Here is a 19,904-nt window from a genome sequence, read left to right as displayed (position 1 = left end):
TCGGCCATCGGGCATATGTGCCATGCAGTACCACGAAGCGGCCGAGCGCCTGAACGGGCTCAGGCGACGGCGGCCGAAACTCGGGACGGAAACGACCGCACGGATGCTCTCGCACCTCGGCGACCCGCAGGCGTCGATGGACTGCGTCCAGGTCGCCGGTTCCAACGGCAAGGGGAGCACCGCGCGGATGCTCGACAGCGTCCTCCGGGCTGCCGGGTACGACGTGGGCCTGTTCACGTCGCCGAAACTGAACGACTTCCGCGAGCAGATTCGAATCGACGGCCGGAAAGCGTCCAAGTCCGGCGTCGCGTCGACGTTCGAACGGCTCGAACCCTGTCTGGAACGTCTCCGAGAGGAGGACGACGCCCCGACGCACTTCGAGGTCATCACCGCCCTCGCCCTCCACCGATTCGCCGCCGCGGACGCGGACGTGGCGGTTCTCGAAGTCGGTATCGGCGGGCGCTACGACGCGACCAGCGCCGTCGACCCCGTCGCGAGCGCGGTCACGAGCGTCAGCCTCGAACACACCGACCTGCTCGGCGACACCGTCGAGGAGATCGCCCGCGACAAGGCGCAGGTCGCGCCCGCGGGGGCACCGCTGGTGACGGGTGCCGACGGCGCCGCACTGGACGCGATTCGGGGCGAGACGGACGTGACGACGGTCGGTCCCGCGGACGCCGACGTCGTCGCCACGGAGAACGGCATGCGGTCGGACGTCGAGAGCGAAGTGGCCATCACGGGACCGGACTGGTCGCTGGAGACGGCGCTGACGCTCCTCGGAGGGCACCAGGCGACGAACGCCGGGGTCGCCGCGACGCTGGCACGACAGGTCGCGGCGGTGGACGAGCGGACGATAGCGGGGGGGTTGCGGCAGGCGACGTGGCCGGGGCGGTTCGAACTCGTCGACCGCGACCCGACCGTCGTCCTCGACGGGTCGCACAACCCCGGCGCTGCCGCCACGCTCTCGGACCTGCTCGACCGCTACGAGTACGAGGACCTGCACGTGGTCTTCGCGGCGATGTCCGACAAGGCGTACGACGAGATGATAGCGTCGCTTCCGGCGGTCGAACGGGCGTTCGTCACGCGACCGCAACTCGACCGGGCGGAGTCGGTCGACTCGCTCGCGGACGCCTTCGAGGGGCACGCGGCGACGGTGAACCGCGTCCCCTCGGTGGCCGAAGCGGTGGACCGAGCGATTCGTCGGGCCGGGGAGGACGACTTCGTCCTCGTCACGGGGTCGCTGTACGCCGTCGCGGAGGCGCGGGACCGCTGGACGCGACAGGTGGTCCCCAAAGACCGGGTACCACCCCGCGCGACGAACCGGTCCGAGGAGACGGCAGGGGCATCGGAGGAGGCGCGAGGAGTCGAACCGAGCGTGTTCGAGACGTTCCTCCGGCACGACCAGGCGGAGACGGTCGCCGAACGGTTCGAGGCCGTCGGCGGAACCTGCGTCCGGTCCTCGGCGGGAACGCCGGAGAAACTCGACCGCGTCGTCCTCTCGGGGTCGGCGACCGAACTCCGCTCGCTCGCCGGACACCTCGACGACGCCGGACTGGGACTGGCGCACGTCGCGACGCAACTGAGGGCCCGACTCGACGGCTCGTCGGCCCGGAGTGGGCCGTTCGGCGTCGACGGAACGGCCGTCATGGGCATCCTGAACGTGACGCCGGACAGCTTCCACGACGGCGGGGAGTACGACGCCCTCGACGCGGCCGTCGAACGCGCCGAGGAGATGGTCGCCGCGGGCGCCGACGTCGTCGACGTGGGGGGCGAGAGCACGCGACCCGGCGCCGATCCCGTCCCGGTCGAGACCGAAATCGACCGCGTCGTCCCGGTCGTCGAGGAACTCTCGTCGCTCGACGTTCCGGTGTCGGTGGACACGCGCAAGGCGGCCGTCGCGGACGCGGCACTCGACGCCGGCGCCGACGTGGTCAACGACGTCTCGGGGCTGTCGGATCCGGAGATGCGCTTCGTCGTCGCCGACCACGACGCCGGCCTCGTCCTGATGCACAGTCTCTCCGCGCCCGTCGACCCCGACCGGTCGGCGGCGTACGACGACGTCGTCGAAGACGTGCGGACCGAACTCGCGGAGACCGTCCTGCACGCCGAACGGGCCGGCGTCGACCGAGAGCGGATTCTCGTCGACCCCGGGTGCGGGTTCGGGAAGTCCGCCGCGGAGTCGATGGAACTGGTGGACCGCCTCGGCGAGTTCCGCGCCCTCGGCTGTCCGGTGATGCTCGGCCACTCGCAGAAGTCGATGTTCGCGGGCGTCTCGGGCGACGGCGACGACAGACTCCCGCCGACCTTAGCGGCGACGGCGATAGCGGCCGAACGCGCCGCCGACGTGGTCCGCGTCCACGACGTCGCGGAGAACGCCGCCGTGGTCCGGACCGTCGCGGCGACGACCGGGTCCGACTGACCGGCGTCCGCGTTCGCGAACCGAGGCCGCCGTCCGGCTCACACCCCCCACCTTTTGGTCACCGCTCGCCCAACGTGGAGGCATGTCGTCGCTCGCCGCCGAGTTCGCGGTGACGGGAGTCCTCGCACGGCCGCCCGTCTTCGGACAGCTATCTGAGGTCGGCAGACTCCTGGACGCGCCGCCGACCGTCAGGGCGGGCGTCGCCCTCGTCTCGACGCTGCTGTTCGGCGGCGGGACGCTCTACTGGTTCGGCGGGCGTCTCAACGAGGCGGTGGACGCGTCCGCAGAGAGCCCCGCGCTCTCGTTGCTGTACGGCGTCATGGCCTACGTTCTGGTCGTGTTCCTCGTCGGCTACGCGTTCAGCCAACTCTCGCGCATCGGCGTCGCGTCGCCGCTCCTCTCGTCGGTGCTCGTCGCCGTCCTCGGGCTGTTCGTCCTCTCGCTCGTCGGCTACGGGTTCGCCGTCGACGGCGCGTGGGTCGCCGAGACGACGGGCATGTCGGACCCGTGGGTCGGACTCGTCCTCGTCGCCGCGTTCACTGCGATGGTCTGGCTGGTCGCACCGTTCCTCGTCGGACTGCTCGTCTGGGGCGCCGTCGCCGCGGTCGGACTCGGCGGCCCGGCGCGTCGCTGGGTCCACGCGAGCGAACCGCGGCCGAACGCGGAGTGACGATGGTGGGGGACATCGTACCCGGCGTCGGCGTCCTCCAGTTCGATGGCGGCGGCCTCTTCGACGTGGTTGTCGGGGTCGTCCCCATCGTGGGGACGCTCCTCCTGTTCGCCCTCCTCGTGGCGTTCGCCGCCACGGTGTACCGACACCTCCGGGGCGGTATCGAGTGGCCCGACGAGGCGGACGGCTCCAGTGAGTCGGACGTGAGCGAAGGGGACGAAGACGACGAGTGGAAGTACTACTGACGTCGGGCGGCGACTACCGGCCACCGGCGACGGACGCAACAGAGGCGACCGGCGACGGACGCAACGGAACGCCGCTGACGGCGGATACGGCGGACTGACGGCTCCGAGAGCGGCGAGAATGAGAAGCGTGGTTGCTATCGGCGACACGTCAGGCGACGGGCGGGTGAAACCGCGCGTGGCGATTCGTCAGTCGCTCCCCCCTTCGGCGTCTGCACCTCCCTGGATGTCGGTCACCATCTCGTTCCCGGACGTGACCACGTCCACGTCCTCCTCTGCGGTCATGTGTTCGATGCGCTCCGCGAACTGCTCGGAGGCCAGTATCTCGTACTCATTCTTCAAGCCCTGATAGACCGTGTAGCACATCAGGACGAGTATCACGGCGAACGGGAAGCCCGTCGCGATGGCCGCCGTCTGCAACGCGTTGAGGCCGCCGCCCCACAGCAGGAGTGCGGCGACGGCGCCCTCGGTCACCGCCCAGAAGATGCGCTGCGTCTTCGGGACGTCGTGCTTGCCGCCCGAGGTCAGGTGGTCGATGACCAGCGACCCCGAGTCCGACGACGTGACGAAGAACGTGATGACCAGGACCGTCGCGAGCAGGCCCGAGATGACTCCCAGCGGGAACTGTTCGAGCAGGGCGAACATCGCGACGGTCTGGCCGAACTCGTTGTACGTCGCCAGCGCCGCGCCGTTCCCCTGCAGCGAGTTGAACAGGGCGCTCCCGCCGAACGCCGACAGCCAGATGGTCGAGAACAGCGACGGCAGGAACAGCACGCCCATGACGAACTCGCGGACGGTCCGTCCCTTCGAGATGCGCGCGATGAACATGCCGACGAACGGCGACCAGGCGATCCACCACGCCCAGTAGAACACCGTCCAGCCCTGCACGGTACCCTGCCCGGCGCCCATCGTCCCCGTGAAGAACGACAGGGAGAGCAGGTTTCCGAAGTAGGTGCCGAGCCCCTGCGCCCACGCGCCGAAGATGTAGACGGTGGGACCGACGACGAGGAGGAACCCGAGCAGGGTGAACATCAGGTAGAGGTTGACGGTGCTCAGCCGTTTGACGCCGCCTTCGAGGCCCGCCGCGACGGACGCCGTCGCGATGAGCGTGATGGCGCCGATGAGGATTATCTGCGGGAGAGGCCCGGTCGGAATGCTGACCAGACCGAGCATGTCTCCGCCGACGTACGAGAGGCCGGTGTTCACCTGCGCGACGCCCAGACCGAGCGACGTCGCGAGGCCGAACAGCGTCGCGAACACCGTCACCAGGTCGATGACGTGGCCGGGCCAGCCGTAGATTCGCTCGCCCAGCAGCGGCCAGAATATCGACCGGAACGTCAGCGGAAGCCCGCGGTTGAACGAGAAGAACGCGAGTCCGAGGCCGACCAACCCGTATATCGCCCACGGGTGGAAGCCCCAGTGGAAGAACGTCTGCGCCATCGCGGCGGACGCCGCGGCGCCGGTGCCTGCTTCGCCCCCGAAGAAGCCGGGGACGTTCTGGAAGTAGTACAGCGGCTCCGAGACGCTGAAGAACATGAGCCCGATACCCATGCCGGCGCTGAACAGCATCGCCATCCACGAGAAGTCGCTGAACTCCTTCTCGGCTTCGACGCCGCCGATGCGGATGGTGCCGTACTTTCCGATCGCGAAGTAGAGGATGGTGACGATGAAGATGTTCACCGCCATGAGGAAGAACCAGCCGAAGTTCCCCTCGAAGAAGCTCCGCACCGCCGAGTACGTGTTCGCCGCCTGCTCGCCCAGAAGGAGCGTCGCGCCGATGAACAGGCCGATGATGACCAGCGCGACGGGGAACACCACAGGGTGGATGTCGAACCCGAACCGCTGGATGTTCGTGTCACCCGGCTCCCGGTCGGAGTCGGGGTGGAACAGTTCTACCTGCAGTCCGTCGGACATCTCTCCGGTCGTCTCGTCACTATCTGACATGCGTTACCCCTCCGTGCGACACTGCCGCGCTTGCTTGCTTGGTATCATAATCGACGACTCCGTTCGTGAATCGGTCGTTCGGTTGGCGTCACTCGGGGGTCGACAGCCACCGGCCCCGTCTCGTCTCTCACCACGTGGGGCGCACCACTGCGCCCGTCGTTGTGCCTCCGTCACATGGCACACAACCTCACACGCACACAATTATTGATGTATATTAAAACTAGGCGGTAGCTGGCTCTCTGAGGTGTCTTTTTCGGCCGATTCGACCAGTTCGGAGCGGCTGAGAAGTCTCGTACTGGCCGTTCACGGGTGTCCGGTAGACACGTGTGCGGTCAGACTTAAGAAAACTACGGCAGCCTAGAGGTCGTGTTCGAGGACTCGACCGGTCGGATATCTTTCCATTCGAGCGACGGCGCTCCCCTCGCGGAACACAGGTGGGGAGCGCTTACCTGTCTCGGCCGCGAGTGGCCCGTATGGCACGGCCACTTCGGACTGCTGCCGCGGTACTGGCGGGACTGCTCGTACTCGCCGGCCTCGCGCTAGCGGCGACGGGGGACCTCTCGTTGGCGGGACTGTGCTTTCTGGGCACGAGTATCGTGATTTACTTCCGAGAGACGGCGCTGGCAGACGACTGACCGAGGCGTCGCTCCCGGCCGAACGCGCCCGAGAAGAGAGTGACCGCGACGCACTCACAGGTCGTCGCGGGACATCCGCTGGGAGATGACCGGCACCGTCGCGGTTCGCACCACCCGGTCGGTCGTTCCGCCGATGAGGTTGCCCAGCGTTCCCCGGTACGCCGACGCCATCACGATGGCGTCCATCCCCTCCTCGTCCGCGAACTGGACTATCTTGTCGCTCTGAGACCCGGTTCGGATGTTCGTCGTGCACTCGACGCCGTTCTCTTCGGCGATGGCACATATCTCCGCGAGGCACTCCTCTCCGTACTCGTGGTACTCCTCGCGAAGTTGCTCCTCGTCGTCCCGCAGGGACAACGCCCTGGGGACGCCGGGCAGGTCTATCACGTAGAGCCCGTGAACCGTCGACCCGAGTCGCTTCGCCAGTTGGATGCCGTGCTCTGCTCCCCGCTTCGCCTCGTCGCTCCCGTCGTACGGCAGCAAGATGTTATCGTACATGAACGACAGTTGAGGATTCATCTCGTGGATAAAATAGGTTTTCCCGTATCGACAGGAACGAACGACAGTCGGGAGCAATCGAGGGAAACCGTTCGGACGGCCCGCGCGCTCAGAGCGTCTGGGCGATGTTCTCGACGGGGTAGCCGGCCTCTCGAAGTCCCTCGACGATGGAGTTCGCGTGTTCGCTCCCGCTGGCCTCGACTCTGAACACCAGAAACGCCTCGCCGATGTCCAAGTCGTCGACCGAGCGGTCGTGGCGCACGTCTTGGATGTTCGCGCCGTAGTCGCCGATGACGCCGGCTATCTCCTCCATCACGCCCGGTCGGTCGTCGATGCGGACGCGCAGTCTGAGCAGTTGCTGGCGCTTCGTGAGGGCGTGCACCAGCACCGTCTGCAACTGCGTCATGTCGAGGTTCCCGCCGCAGAGAAGCGGCATCACCGTCTCGCCCGAGACGTCCAGGTCGTCGCTCAGTATCGCCGCGACTGAGGCGGCACCCGCGCCCTCGACGGCCTGCTTCGCTCGCTCCAACAGGAGGAGGATGGCCTCCGCTATCTGCGTGTCCGTGACCGTCACCACCTCGTCGACGTGCGCTTCGATGATGCTGAGCGTCGTCTCCGAGATGCCGCCGGTGGCGATGCCGTCGGCGATGGTGTCCACCTCGTCCAGCGTCACCGGCATCCCCTTGTCCAGACTCTCGTGGACCGTCTCGGCGCCCGTCGCCTGCACGCCGACGACGCGCGTCTCCGGGGAGAGATGCTTGATAGCCGTGGCGATGCCGCTGATGAGGCCGCCGCCGCCGATGGGGACGACGACGGTGTCCACGTCCGGGTTGTCGTGGTACATCTCGATGCCGAGCGTTCCCTGCCCCGCGATGATGTCCGTGTCGTCGTAGGCGTGGACGAACTGGGCGTCCGTCTCCTCGACGGCCGCCTTCGCGTGCGACATCGTCTCCTGGAAGTCCTTGCCGACGAGTTCGACCGTCGCGCCGTAGGACCGGGTGGCGTTCACCTTCGCCTGCGGCGCGTTCGTCGGCATGTAGATGGTCGCGTCCGCGCCGCACTCCGTCGCCGCGAGGGCGACGCCCTGCGCGTGGTTGCCGGCGCTGGCCGCGACGAACTCGTCGACGCCCTCCTCGACGGACTGGCTGATCTTGTTGTACGCCCCGCGCGTCTTGAACGACCCCGTCCACTGGAGGTGTTCCATCTTCAGGTACACCGTGCCGCCGACGAACTCGTCGAGCGACGAACTCCGTTCGACCGGCGTCTGCTTGACGACGCTGTCGTTGTCGAGGCGTTCGCGCGCCCGTTCGATGTCGGCGTACTGGACGGGGAGGTCCATTGATTCTGTCGAGGTCATGGGTCGTGGTCTGTCACGGGTTCAGCGCAGTATCTTCTCCCGGCCGGGGTCGAACAGCGGTTCGTCGCGGACCGTCGCGTCGTACCGTTCGCCCTCGCAGAGCACTTCGACGTCCGTGCCCGCCTCGGCGTACTCCGCCGGGAGGTACGTGTACGCTATCGACTCGCCGATGCTGTATCCGAAGTCGGCCGCCTGCACGTAGCCGATCTTCTCGCCGTCCTTCAGGACGGGGCGACCGCTCAGCAGGATGTCGGTCGAGTCGTCGAGCGTCAGCGGCGTTATCTTCGAGTCGATACCCTCGTCTTGCGCGGTTTCCAGCGCTTCCTTGCCGACGAAGTCGGTGTCCATGTCGACGGCGAACGAGAGGCCCGCCTCGAACGGGTTGGCGTCGGTGTCGATGTCGGTTCCCCAGAGGCGGAACCCCTTCTCCAGTCGCATCGACTCCAGCGCCCCGCCGCCCATCGGGCGCACGTCGAGGTCCTGCCCGGCCTCCCAGAGCGTCTCCCAGAGGCGGTTGCCGTACTCCGCGGGCGCCCACAGTTCCCAGCCGAGTTCGCCGACGTAGGAGACGCGGAGGGCGACGACGGGCACCTCGCCGACGTACATCTCCTTCGCCCGGAAGTAGCCGAAGCCGTCGCTCGACACGTCGGCGTCGGTGCATCGCTGCAAGAGCAGTCGCGAGTCCGGACCCCACAGACCGATAGTGGTCTTGCCACCCTCCTCTATCTTCACGGAGACGCCGTCGGGGGCGCGCTCTTTCAGCCAGGTGCCGTGGATGCCGGGCGAGTTCCCGCCGCCGGTCGTCACCATGAACTCCTCGTCGCCGAGGCGGACGACGGTGACGTCCGCGAGGATGCCGCCGCCCTCGTTCAACAGCAGCGAGTAGCGGACCTGCCCCTCGTCTATCGCCACGTCGTTACTACACACCCGCTGGAGGAACGCTTCGCTACCGGGGCCCTCGACGGCTATCGAACTGAACGAGGTCATGTCGAACATCGACACGTTCTCGCGGGTGTGGAGGTGTTCGGCGCCCTCGATGGGAGAGCGGTTGACGGACTGCCAGCCCTCCTGTTCGGGAATCTCGTCCTCGTAGCGGTCGACCAGGTCCGCGTTCGACTCGTACCACTGCGCGGACTCCCAGCCACCGCTCTGCACGAAGTTCGCCCCGAGTTCCTGCTGTTGGTGGTAGAACGGACTCGTCCGCAGGGCGCGGTGGTCGTCGGGTTGCCACCGCGGTTCGACGATGGAGTAGACCTGCTCGTAGCGCTTCGCGCCCCGGTCGACGAAGTAGTCCTTCTCGCCGGCGTGCGGTTCGAACCGGCGGACGTGGATGCCGCCGGTGTCGACCGGTCCCGAGGGGAGTCTCGGAACGCCGTTCTCCATCCACTCGGCGACGATGCGGCCGTACCCGGCCGAGTGCGTCCACCAGATGGCGAGGGCGGTCCACAGGCCGTCCACCTGCGCCGTCTCGCCGACGGCGGGCATCCCGTCCGGCGTGAAGACGAAGATGCCGTTCTCCGTGACGTCGTAGGCTTTTTCAGCCGACGCGGGGATGAGTTCGTCGAACGCCTGCTTGGCCGACTTGTCGCGGTTGGGGTGGGTCGGACGCTCCCAGTGTTCGTCGGTGAACCCGCGGACGGAGGCCTGTCTGTCCTCGGAGTTCTTCCCCATGTCGTCGGGGTCTATCGGGAGCGGTTCGTGGTTGTACGACCCCATCCCGAGAGCGTCGCCGTGCGTCCGGAAGTACAGCGAGTGGTCCTGGTCGCGGCCGACGGGGTACTGCGGTCGCTCGCTCATCGCCTCCTGGATGTCCCGGTTGCCGGGCACGTCCAGTCCGGCGGTGTGGTCGTCGCCCGACGAGTCGGTGCCCAGTTCCGCCATCGGTTCGGTGACGACGTACTGGTGTTCGACGGGCGTGATGGGCAGGTCGACGCCCGCCATCTGTCCCGTCTGGTAGCCCCAGTTGTTCGTCGCGACGACGCACCGGTCGCACTCGATTCGCCCGCGGTCGGTGACCACGGCGGTTATCTCGCCGCCCTCGACTTCCAGGTCGGTCACCTCGGTGTTCCCGTAGAACCCCGCGTCGGCGTGTTCGATGTACCACTGCAGGGCCGCGATGCCGTCGACGCGGCCGTCCGTCGGCGAGTAGTAGCCGCCGAGAATCTCCGATTCCTCGACGAACGGCAGTTGTTCGGTCACCTCGGCCGGCGACAGCAACTGCGGGTCCGGGAGTCCGTACGACGTGGCCCACTCGACGCGCCGTCTGAGGAAGTCCATCCGCGCTTCGCTCCGGGCGATCTCGATGCCCCCGACCTCGTCGTAGGCGTCGATGTCCGAGAGGAATCTGCTGGTGTAGTACGCCGCCTTCGTCTGTATCTTCGACGGCGACGTCTGGAACATGATCCCCGGCGCGTGGACGGACGACCCGCCCGTCACCGGCAGGGGGCCCTGGTCGACGACGGTCACGTCCTCGGCGCCGAGTTCCGTCAGGTGGTAGGCGACGCTACACCCGACGGCGCCCGCGCCGACGACGACGGTACCCGTCTCTGCTGGGAGGTCCGATGTGCTCATCTGACTCGTGCCGGACTGCATCTGTCACGGTCTTAAATACACCGGTGGGGAGAACTCGATTCGGCCGGTATCCGGTGTATCGCCCACTCAACCGACCGAACAGCCGGTTTCTGAAAACGGGGCTCCGCGCCCCGCCTTCGGCGTGCGGGCCGAACCACAATACGTCGAGAAGCCGACTGGTCTGGGTCGCCGACTGCGTCGGCCGATTCAGGAGACCAGCGGTTCCTCGCGGACGGTCGCCGCGTACCGGTCGCCCTCGTACAGTATCTCCACCTCGGTGCCGGGTTCGGCGTACTCGGGCGGCAGGTAGGTGTAGACCACGCAGGCGCCGACGGTGTAGCCGTACTCGGCGCTGTGGACGTAGCCGAGGGTCTCGTCGCCGTCGAGGACCGGGCGGTCGGCCAACACCACCGCCTCCTCGTCGTCGAGGGTCAGGCAGGCGACTTCGTGGTCGATGTTGTCGCCGGCCGCGGCCGCCGCGACGGCGTCCTTCCCGACGAAGTCGGTGTCGAGGTCGACCGCCCACCCGAGTCCCGCCTCGTACGGGTTGTGTTCGGTGTGGAGGTCCTCCCCCCAGAGGCGGAACCCCTTCTCGATACGAAGCGCGTTCAGCGCGCCGTTCCCGTACGGCCGGATGTCGTACTCCTCGCCCGCCTCCATGATGTGCTCCCAGAGGCGTTCGCCGTACTCAGAGGGCGTGTAGAACTCCCAGCCGAGTTCGCCCGCGTAGGAGACGCGGAGCGCGGTGACGGGGACGTTCTTGACGTAGAACTGCTGGCTGGTGAAGAACGGGAAGGCGTCGTCCGAGAGGTCCACGTCGGTCACCTTCGACAGCACCTTCCGGGCGTTCGGCCCGGTGCACACCATCGCGGCGAGACTCGACGTGACGTCGTTGACGACGACGTCGTCGGGGGACTGCTCGCGCACCCACGCGACGTGGTTGTTGCCGACTTCGCGCCCCGTCGTCAACAGCAGGTAGCGGTCCTCGTCGGTGCGCGTGACGGTGATGTCCGCGCGGACGCCGCCGCCCTCGTTGCACATCAGCGTGTACTTCACGTCGCCGACGTCGATGTCCATGTCGTTCGTGCAGAGGTACTGGACGAACTCGCCCGCCTCGTCGCCGATGACCTCCATCTTGTTGAACGAGGTCATGTCGTGCAGGCCGACGTTCTCGCGGACGTTCAGCGTCTCCGCGCCCTCGATGGGCGACCAGTACTTCGCCTCCCACCCGTCCCGTTCGGGGATACGGTCACCGTACTTCGCGAGGAGGTCCGCGTTGGACTCGAACCACTGCGGCTCCTCCCATCCGGCCTCGGCCCAGAGTTCGGCGCCGTACTCCTCGTGGGTGTGGTACATCGGCGTTCGCCGGATGTCACGCTGGTGCTCCGTCCACACCCACTTGGGGTGCATGATGTTGTAGACGATGCGGTACTCCTCGCCGCCGATGTCGCGGGCGAAGTCCCAGCTTCCCTCGTGGGCGTCGAAGCGGTTCACGTCGGCGTGTGCCAGGTCGATGGGGCCGTCGTCCAGTCGCGGGACGCCGTTCTCCATCCACTCGGCCAGCGCCTTCCCGGCGCCGCCGGCGTGCGTTACCCAGATACCGGCCGCCGTCCACAGGCCGTCGTAGCCCTCGACGGGGCCCATCGCGGGCAGGCCGTTCGGCGTCTCCGAGAACATCCCGTTGTACTTGTACTCCAGTTCCTTGCCCTCCGTTGCCGGCACGAGTTCGTCGCTGGCCCGCCGCGGCGCCTTGTCCGGCCGGTCCGGGTGCGTCGCGTTCTCCATGTGGTAGTCGGTGAACTCGTGGACCGACCCCTGCTCGCCGTCCGGGTCGTTGCCGCCGAGTTCCTGCGGGTCCGGGACCAACGGCTCGTGGTTGTACGAGCCGATGCCGTAGGCGTCGCCGTGCGTCCGGTAGTACATCGCGTGGTCCTGGTCGCGCAGGATGGGTCGGTCCGGGCCGACGAGGAGGCGTTTGGCCTTGTCTCCGGAGACGTTCCGGTAGTTCTCGAACAGCGGGTGGTCGGAGATGTCGACGGCGTTGTCGGCCAACTCGTCGAGCGACTCCGTCATCGCGTACTGGTGTTCGACGGGCGTGATGGGCAGGTGAACGTCTATCTCCTCGCCTAACTGCCGCGCCCAGATGTTCGTCGCGACGACGACTTCGTCGCAGTCGATGGTGCCGTTCTCGGTGACGACGGACTGCACCGCGCCGTCGTCGAACTCGACGTCCTCGGTCCGGGTGTGCGGGACGAACGTCGCCCCGCGGTCCATCGCCTCCCGCGCGAGGGCGTCGCAGGCGACGACGCCGGACACCTGTCCGTCGGTCGGCGAGTAGTAGCCGCCGCGGATGACGTCCTCGTCGACGAGCGGAAGCTTCTCTTTCACCTCCGCCGGCGAGAGAATCTGCGGGTCCTCGATACCCCACGCCGACCCGTTCTCGACGCGTCGCTGGAGGAAGTCCATCCGCTCTTCGGTCCGGGCCACTTCGATGCCGCCGACTTCGTTGTACGCCTGTTGGCCGTCGGCGCCTTCCAGTTCCGAGTACAGTTCGCGGCTGTAGTTCGCGAACTTGGTCAGAATCTTCTCCTCGGCCGTCTGGAACATGATACCGGGCGCGTGCGTCGACGACCCGCCCGTCGTCGGCATCGGGCCCTGGTCGACGACGACGACGTCGTCCCGGCCGAGCGCTGTCAGTTGGTACGCCAGGTTGCAGCCGACGATACCGGCACCCACGATGACGGTATCCGCACTAGTCGGCACGCTGTCGGTCGTATCCATGAATCTGTGTGAACGGTCACGACAGCGAGCCATTATAACTATCGCCGCCGCGAACGCCGTCGCACAACCCGTCCGAATCACGAGACGATGTGGTTCGTCGCCCCCGCGGGAGACGCCGCCGTGAGCGCTCGGGAACCGGAGTCGCTCGCCTCGGAGCGTTCGAAATCGAGACTGTCCTGGGCGCCGACGGGAACGGGAGTCTGACTGTTGTGGTTTGAATGGGTTGAGTATTACTCATATATTGTTATGCAGGTGTACGTGCCATAGACTGTCAATGGCATGGCGCTACGATCAGCTTTCGACGTACTGTCAGAACTAGTCGAACGGTGCGAGGCGAACGGGCGGGAGCTTCGAAGCGTCGAGGTTTCCACGGACGACGGACGTGCGGGGACGCTGAGCGCGGAGATGGAGGTGCCGGTGTCGCTCTGTGAGGCGAACGCCGGCGGCTCGGAGTCCGACCTCACGCCGGCGGCGGCGACGGTGACGGAGGGCGGCGGCCTCTGCGTCGAGTTCGCCGCCGGCGTCGTCGACCAACTGACCGAACCGGCGGAGCCCGGCGTCTCGGCGACGGTTCGAGGCGCACGGGTCGGCGACGAGGGCGAACTCCTCGTGGCCGTCGGTCTCCACATCGACCCGGCGAACCGCGCGACGGGTCCGGACGGCCGCGACGGGAGCGAGACCGTCAGCGGGGCGAACGAACGGTCGTACGGCGACCGTTCGGACGCCGACCGGGACCGCGAGGAGCAGTCCCACGAGGACCCGTCTGCGACCGAACCGCCGACGACCGAACAGACGGCGGTCGACCCGTCGGCGGACCCAACCGCGTCGCCCGAACCGGACGGTGGTCCGGACCCGTCCCGGAGCGAAACTCGCGAGGCGACCGAGAGAGGAGCCGACGGCGAAACCCTCGACGACGTCCGCGACGACTCCGTCCCGCCGTACGAGGACACGCCGTACCTGCGGCGACTGTACGAGACGTGCGACACGTTCGTCGAGATGAGCGAGGAGATACCGATGGACGTCGCATCCGAGACGGTTCGGCGCTACATGATAGAGGCCGGCGTCCACGACCCCACCTCGTACGACACGAGTCCGGCGTCGACGTCTACCGAATCGCTCGACGCCGAGGGGACCGCGGCCGACGGCGGCGACCCCGGGTCCGCGGCGTCGACGCCGACGATGGAAGCGGTCGAGGCCGCCGTCGAGGAGCAGGTGGTCGTCGACGGCGTCGCCCTCCCCGACGGTCTCGAAGTGACCGACGTGGTCGACGCCGTCGTCGAGTCCGCGACGCTGTTCGAGGTCCAGCGTCGTCTCGAACTCGACCGGAAACCGACGCAGGAACTGCTGGACCAACTCGACCTTCTCGATTTGGTGCTCCATCGGGTCTCCGAGGGGCCGAAGCGACAGGTGTCCCACGAGGAGGTCACGGCGCGGATACGACAGTGTCAGTTGACCGGCGCGTGACTCGCCTCGCCTATACTTAAAGGGGTGTGGACTGCCACCCGTAGAGCAAAGTAGGTTCACAAAAATCCGTTACCAAGTCATGTCTCTCAGCACGCGTACCGTCTCGCACCCGGAGGGAGTCGAGACCCTCCTCACGGACGCGCGGTTCGAGTTGATGCCGTTCGAGAGTTTCGACGACGAGATAACGCAACTCCCCGACGGCGCGACCATCGCCATCACGACGTCGCCACAACTCGGCATCGAGCGAACCGTCGAACGAACCGAAGAGGCGAGGGCGCGCGGCTACGAGGTGGTCCCCCACATCGCCGCGCGGTACGTCGAGGACCGCGACCACCTCGCCGACATCGCCGACAGGCTTCACGACGCCGGCGTCACGGACATCTTCGTCCCGGGCGGTGACCGCGAGGAACCCGCCGGCGAGTTCGAGTCCGCGTACGACCTGCTGTCGGCGCTCGACGAGATGGGCCGGTCGTTCGAGGACGTGGGCATCACCGGCTACCCCGAGGGACACGACTTCCTCGACGACGAGACGCTGTGGGAGTCGATGGAGCGAAAGGAGCCGTACGCGACGTACATCGTCACGCAACTCTGTTACGACCCGGAGACGGTGGTCGAGTGGATAGAGGACGTGCGTGCGCGCGGCGTCGAACTGCCCGTCGAAGTCGGCATCCCCGGCGTGATGAAGTACCAGAAGCTACTGAAGATCTCACAGAAGGTGGGCGTCGGCGACTCCATCAAGTTCCTCAAGAAGACGACGGGCATCCTCGGCTTCGTCCGCCAACTCGTCGGGTCGCGCGGGACGTACAAGCCCGACGACTTGGTGGACGGCCTCGCACCGTACGTCGGCGACGACGCCTACCGGATTCGCGGCCTCCACATCTACACGTTCAACCAGACGTCGGACACCGAGTCGTGGCGGTACGGACGGCTCGACGACTGAGAGACACCCACGCACCCGAGAGACGCTATTTTCGACAGGCCCCGCTGAGTCGCTCCACGTTGGTCCGTCGCGCCGACGTCCGCGGCGTCGAGACCGACCACTTCGGGGCGGCGTAACGTACCCGTCGCTTCGGGTGAGGCGGCCTACTCCGAGCGCGGTCGAAAGAAGAGAGACGGGACGGACGGCGGCGTCGTCAGTCGTCCTGGTTGGCTTCCTGACGCGCGCCCAGTTTCGCCCGTTCGCGGGCGCTCGGGTTGACGGACTCTTTGAACGGCACCTCGGCCACCGTCGCGAAGACGGGTTCGTCGTCCTCTTCGGCGTACTCTTCGGGGAGGTGCACCTCGAACTCGATGTCGAGGTCCTCCTCGTAAATCTCGTCGTTGAGGAGGGCGTCGGTCTCGGCCTGCAGTTTGTCGGCCGGGACGAAGCCGAGTCCGATGTTCGTCTCCAGGTCGGGGTTCCACCACGGCGAAGTCATGTAGCCGCACTCGTCGCCGGTGTCGGGGTCGGAGACGATCCAGAAGTCCGGCGCGTAGTCCCGGATGGGTTCCCCGGCCATCTTCAGACCGACGAGTTTGAGGTTGAACGGGTACTCGCCGCTCTCGATCTGTTCTTTCTGCTCCTCCAGCGCTTCCTTCCCGATGTAGTCGCCCTCCTTGTCGTCGGGGACCTGGTAGCCCAGGTTGACCTGGAACGGCGACGTCTCGTGGTCCATGTCCTGCCCCCACGAGAGGATGCCGGCCGCGATGCGACGGTGGTGACCGGGCGCGATCTGCATCCCGCCGTGGTCCTTCACCGTCTCCATCACGGGGTCCCAGACGCGTTCGGCGTGCTTCGTCGCGTCCTTCACGTAGATCTCGAACCCTTTCTCGCCGGAGAAGCCGGTCTGACTCACCAATACGTCGGCGCCGTTGATTTCGGCCTCCATCAGGCCGTAGTACGGGATGTCGCTGACCTCCTCGCCGACGACTTCGACCATCACGTCCTCGGAGAGGGGGCCCTGAATCTGCATCGGCGCTACGTCTATCTCGTCGATTTCGACGTCGAAGTCCTTGCCGACGTTGACACCCTGAAGCCACTGCATCAGCGTGGAGTCGGAGATGGAGAACCAGAACTCGTCGTCGTCGACGCGGAGGAGCACTGGGTCGTTCAGGATGCCGCCGTCCTCGTTGCAGAGGATGACGTACTTGCCCTTCATCGTGTCTATCTCGGTGGCGTCGCGGGTGATGACGTAGTCGGTGAGCGCTTCGGCGTCGGGCCCTTTCACGCGAATCTGCCGTTCGACGGCCACGTCCCAGAGCGTCACTTTCTCCGTCAGCGCTTCGTACTCGGCCATCGCTCCGCCGTCCTCCGGTTCGACGAGTCCGCGCGGATGATAGACGCGGTTGTAGACCGTACACCGCCACGCCCCTTCCTCGTTGAACGACTTGTCGAAGAACGGCGACTTCCTGACGCGGGTCGAGACCAGCATCTCGATGCCCGGGTCTCCCGTCTGTCGCAGGTTCCGCGGGAGGACTCTGTCTGACTGGTCGATACTGGGATGATTCGGATGTTCTTGGTTCCCACTCATGTTACGAAAGATGATGGCAAACTCGGATAAAAGATGAGGGTTATTACCACACCCATTTATGCCGAGTCCGCAGTCGCCGTCCGACGACCGACCGCCGACGAATCGTCGTTCGAAGAGGCGAGGACGGACCGTGACCGTCTCTTCGGCGCCCGTGTACCGCGAAGAGAGGTTCGCCGCCGGGCGCAGGTGACCGTGAAACGTGTGCGCGCGGCACGTGACACACGAGGACTGGCCTCGCGGGTCACTTATCCGGCTGCGGGTTAAAGAATTCATCATGCGCGCGCTTCGGACTTCGCCGGGGCCGGCCGCCGCCTACGCCTTTCGGCTCGGTATCGTCGCCGGTTCTGCCGTCGGACTCGCCGTTCTCGGGTTGCTCTACTGGTACGAGTTGTTGACGCCGTTCGTCCTCGGGTACGTGCTCGTGATCGTCTTTCCCCTGTACCTCGTTCTCGTCGCCGTCGCTCTCAGCGTCTGGCTCGGATACGACAAGGACAGCACCGCGCTCAGACCGGTGTACCGGACGAAAGAGTCGAAGTGACGGCGACCCTCGACGCCGCTCTCGGTTTCTCGGACCCGACGCTCACTCTTCGTCTTCCGTCTCGCGTTCGACGATGGTCGCCGCGACCAGGTTTCGCATCCCGCGTCGAAGTCGGCCGCTCATCGCCGTCGAGGAGAGCCCCATCTCCCGGGCCACTTCGCTGAGCGAGATGTCGCGCGGTTCGCCGAAGTAGCCCCGTTCGTACGCCGTCGCCAGCGCGGCCTCCTGTTCGTCCGTCAGGCCGTAGGACGTCTCCGTCCCGGCGTCGTCGTTGCTGTAGATTTCGATGATATCGAGACTGATATCGTTCTCGTTGGCGTACTCCCAGATGGTGTTCAGCGCCGCCTTGTCGGGGAGCAACAGCCGAACCAGCCACCCGTTCCCCTTCGTCTCCGTGTGGACGAGGAAGCCGTTCACCTCCGTCACCACGCTGCTGATGAGTTTCGTCTCGGGCGTGTGTTCGAGGTAGTAGATGCCCGCTCCGTCGGTCCTGTCGACGAGTTCGTAGCTCTCGACGGTCGGGTCCTCGTCGAGCATCCGGTGGAGTTCCTCGGGGTCGTCGTACTCGATGAAGAACGGGAACACCGTCGCGCCGGGGTCGGTGTTCGTCTGCATGATGACGCGTATCTGTACCCCGTCGAGTGCGCGCAACGTCGGGGCGAGGGCGAGTCTGTCGTGTTCGATGTGTACCTTCGCTGTAATCGACATGGTGGTGGTAGCTCCTGCGTCGGCGGGCCGCCGTCGTTCGTGCCGTCGCACGACTATCGGATATCAGTTCCTGTAACTGTTTCTGCATCGTGTCACCGGCTGCGAAAACGGACCCGACTGTTCGTCCGACGTGCGACCCGACTCACCCTTCCCGGCGTCTGGCTCAACGAATCCGAGCTACTTCGATGAATAGTTAACAATAGTGAGGAACTTCGTATAAAAATACCAGTAGTAGTACGCGCGAGAACCTAAGGAAGTACAGATGGTACGAACAAACGAGATGAAAGACGGACACGCAACGAACGTGGAATCGGAACCGGCAGTCGACAAGTTCTACCTCCCCGCGACGACGCTCCCGACGGACGTCGGGCGCCTCGAAGCGGTTCTCACCGACCTCTTCGGCGGTCACGGCCGCGTGCTGATTCCGCGGACGTACAACCGGTAGTCTCTCGGTCGAACGACCCACTGGTCGCGTTCTCTACTCGCTTCTGGTCTTCTCCGTCGGAAGTCGCCGTTCGACCCGTTACGGGCGTACGGGTGTAATATAGATGCAGCTTTTACTGATAGGAACGAATATAATTCTCTCACTCGGGAACGACCGGTCGCCGCCGTCGGGTCGCGTCCGTGGAGGGAATCAGCCGCGCGTGTGGTCGACGACAGTGGCAGTCTCGTCCAGCGTCAGTTCGAGTTCGTCGCCGTCGAGTCGCACGACGAGGCGAAGGCGAAGCGGGTCTTCGGAGGCGACGGTGGCCTCGGGGTCCAGAAGCGACGTGAGTTCCCAGACGTACGACCGACGCAGGTCGATGCCGTGGTCGTACAGGAACGAGGTGACCGCCGGGTGGTCCATGACGACCCCGCCGACGTTCAGGTGCGTCCGGTCGCCGCACGCCCGGCAGTCGAACCGCACGTCCAGCGAGGGGCGGAACGTGACCGACTCCGACGACGACAGCGCCGTGAGCGAGGAGTCGACCCGACCCTGACAGAGCTTGCAGAACCCGCGGCTGAGTCGGTTCGTGAGCGTCAGGAGGTGCCTGCTGAACACCGCCGGGAGGTCCTCGGGGTCGAGACCCGAGACGGTGTTCGGCGGAATCGGCATGCGGGTGACGAGGTCCTCGCAGTCGTCGCAGTCGACGGTGACGTCGCCGCCCTCGTACCGGGCCGAGAGGTGTCCGCCGCAGAACATGCACTCGCCCGCGGGGACGTCGTCCACCGTAATCTCGTCCGCCTCTGTGAACCGGCCCGACACGGCAGCGCCGACCACGTGTTGGCCCGCGTGCGTGAGCGCGTACCCGTCCTCGGACCGTTCGACGAACGCCGGAACGAGCACGTTCAGGTGGTAGTTGAACTTCCCCGAGTCGCGGACGTCGACGAGCGACTGGAGGTCGGTGAACGAGAGCGGTTCCTCCTGCTGTTCCCAGAGCGTCCGGATGATCTCTATCCGCAACTCGTTCGCGAGGAGGCCGAAGACGGCGTCGAGTTCGGCCGCGGGCAGGCGTTCGACCGTCACGACCGCAGGTGTCTGTCGACCGTCATGAGTATTTCTGTCCACGCCCGCCGGCAACGAGGT

General features: G+C 66.4%; 16 protein-coding genes. 8 read left to right on the top strand and 8 right to left on the bottom strand.

Annotated features, from left to right (window positions below):
- Positions 1 to 22 precede the first annotated feature (22 nt).
- From folP to BM310_RS16820, 3 genes are all read left to right on the top strand, one after another.
- Positions 23 to 2,419, top strand: coding sequence for a dihydropteroate synthase (folP, locus tag BM310_RS16830; protein ID WP_089809887.1), 2,397 nt, complete (start codon positions 23 to 25; stop codon positions 2,417 to 2,419).
- A gap of 82 nt (positions 2,420 to 2,501) precedes the next feature.
- Entirely contained in the window at positions 2,502 to 3,089 is a 588-nt protein-coding gene (locus tag BM310_RS16825; protein ID WP_089809885.1) for a hypothetical protein, read from the top strand.
- 2 nt (positions 3,090 to 3,091) lie between these two features.
- Positions 3,092 to 3,334: a hypothetical protein gene (locus BM310_RS16820; RefSeq protein WP_089809883.1), complete on the top strand. Its 243-nt coding sequence runs from the start codon at positions 3,092 to 3,094 to the stop codon at positions 3,332 to 3,334.
- 186 nt (positions 3,335 to 3,520) lie between these two features.
- Here the strand turns inward: BM310_RS16820 and BM310_RS16815 are convergent, their stop codons facing one another.
- The gene (locus tag BM310_RS16815; RefSeq protein WP_089809881.1) at positions 3,521 to 5,275 is read right to left on the bottom strand and encodes a BCCT family transporter; all 1,755 of its coding nucleotides are present in this window, start codon (positions 5,273 to 5,275) and stop codon (positions 3,521 to 3,523) included.
- Between the two features lie 473 nt (positions 5,276 to 5,748).
- Between BM310_RS16815 and BM310_RS21525 the strand changes: the two genes are divergently transcribed.
- Positions 5,749 to 5,910, top strand: a complete 162-nt coding sequence (locus BM310_RS21525) for a hypothetical protein (protein ID WP_177232677.1) — start codon at positions 5,749 to 5,751, stop codon at positions 5,908 to 5,910.
- Between the two features lie 54 nt (positions 5,911 to 5,964).
- On the opposite strand, the gene BM310_RS16810 is transcribed toward BM310_RS21525, so the two are convergent.
- From BM310_RS16810 to BM310_RS16795, 4 genes are all read right to left on the bottom strand, one after another.
- Positions 5,965 to 6,408 carry a universal stress protein gene (locus BM310_RS16810; RefSeq protein WP_089809879.1) on the bottom strand — a complete coding sequence of 148 codons (444 nt, stop codon included), beginning with the start codon at positions 6,406 to 6,408 and terminating at the stop codon, positions 5,965 to 5,967.
- A 109-nt stretch (positions 6,409 to 6,517) separates the two neighbouring features.
- Positions 6,518 to 7,765 carry a threonine ammonia-lyase gene (gene ilvA / locus BM310_RS16805; protein ID WP_089809877.1) on the bottom strand — a complete coding sequence of 416 codons (1,248 nt, stop codon included), beginning with the start codon at positions 7,763 to 7,765 and terminating at the stop codon, positions 6,518 to 6,520.
- 21 nt (positions 7,766 to 7,786) lie between these two features.
- The gene (locus BM310_RS16800; RefSeq protein WP_089809949.1) at positions 7,787 to 10,336 is read right to left on the bottom strand and encodes a GcvT family protein; all 2,550 of its coding nucleotides are present in this window, start codon (positions 10,334 to 10,336) and stop codon (positions 7,787 to 7,789) included.
- Positions 10,337 to 10,543: 207 nt separating this feature from the next.
- Entirely contained in the window at positions 10,544 to 13,117 is a 2,574-nt protein-coding gene (locus tag BM310_RS16795) for a GcvT family protein (RefSeq protein WP_089809875.1), read from the bottom strand.
- Positions 13,118 to 13,396: 279 nt separating this feature from the next.
- Here BM310_RS16795 and BM310_RS16790 point away from each other — a divergent pair, with 279 nt between their 5' ends.
- Together BM310_RS16790 and BM310_RS16785 are read left to right on the top strand one after the other, a co-directional pair.
- Positions 13,397 to 14,581 carry a prolipoprotein diacylglyceryl transferase gene (locus BM310_RS16790; protein ID WP_143105182.1) on the top strand — a complete coding sequence of 395 codons (1,185 nt, stop codon included), beginning with the start codon at positions 13,397 to 13,399 and terminating at the stop codon, positions 14,579 to 14,581.
- 79 nt (positions 14,582 to 14,660) lie between these two features.
- Positions 14,661 to 15,521, top strand: coding sequence for a methylenetetrahydrofolate reductase (locus BM310_RS16785; RefSeq protein ID WP_089809871.1), 861 nt, complete (start codon positions 14,661 to 14,663; stop codon positions 15,519 to 15,521).
- A 193-nt stretch (positions 15,522 to 15,714) separates the two neighbouring features.
- On the opposite strand, the gene BM310_RS16780 is transcribed toward BM310_RS16785, so the two are convergent.
- Positions 15,715 to 17,091 carry an aminomethyltransferase family protein gene (locus tag BM310_RS16780; RefSeq protein WP_089809870.1) on the bottom strand — a complete coding sequence of 459 codons (1,377 nt, stop codon included), beginning with the start codon at positions 17,089 to 17,091 and terminating at the stop codon, positions 15,715 to 15,717.
- Between the two features lie 274 nt (positions 17,092 to 17,365).
- On the opposite strand from BM310_RS16780, the gene BM310_RS16775 reads away from it, so the two are divergent.
- Entirely contained in the window at positions 17,366 to 17,629 is a 264-nt protein-coding gene (locus BM310_RS16775; RefSeq protein WP_089809868.1) for a hypothetical protein, read from the top strand.
- A 42-nt stretch (positions 17,630 to 17,671) separates the two neighbouring features.
- On the opposite strand, the gene BM310_RS16770 is transcribed toward BM310_RS16775, so the two are convergent.
- Complete coding sequence (locus tag BM310_RS16770) at positions 17,672 to 18,337, bottom strand: helix-turn-helix domain-containing protein (RefSeq protein WP_089809867.1); 666 nt, start codon at positions 18,335 to 18,337, stop codon at positions 17,672 to 17,674.
- Between the two features lie 262 nt (positions 18,338 to 18,599).
- Between BM310_RS16770 and BM310_RS21065 the strand changes: the two genes are divergently transcribed.
- On the top strand, positions 18,600 to 18,782 hold the full coding sequence (locus tag BM310_RS21065; RefSeq protein ID WP_143105181.1) for a hypothetical protein: 183 nt from the start codon (positions 18,600 to 18,602) through the stop codon (positions 18,780 to 18,782).
- A 189-nt stretch (positions 18,783 to 18,971) separates the two neighbouring features.
- On the opposite strand, the gene BM310_RS16765 is transcribed toward BM310_RS21065, so the two are convergent.
- The gene (locus tag BM310_RS16765) at positions 18,972 to 19,844 is read right to left on the bottom strand and encodes a DUF7351 domain-containing protein (protein ID WP_089809865.1); all 873 of its coding nucleotides are present in this window, start codon (positions 19,842 to 19,844) and stop codon (positions 18,972 to 18,974) included.
- Between the last annotated feature and the right edge of the window lie 60 nt (positions 19,845 to 19,904).

The organism is Halogeometricum rufum (genome assembly GCF_900112175.1).
GTDB lineage: Archaea > Halobacteriota > Halobacteria > Halobacteriales > Haloferacaceae > Halogeometricum > Halogeometricum rufum.
The sequence above is the reverse complement of the archived record's forward strand: the minus strand, read 5'-3'. Positions and strand labels throughout refer to the sequence as shown.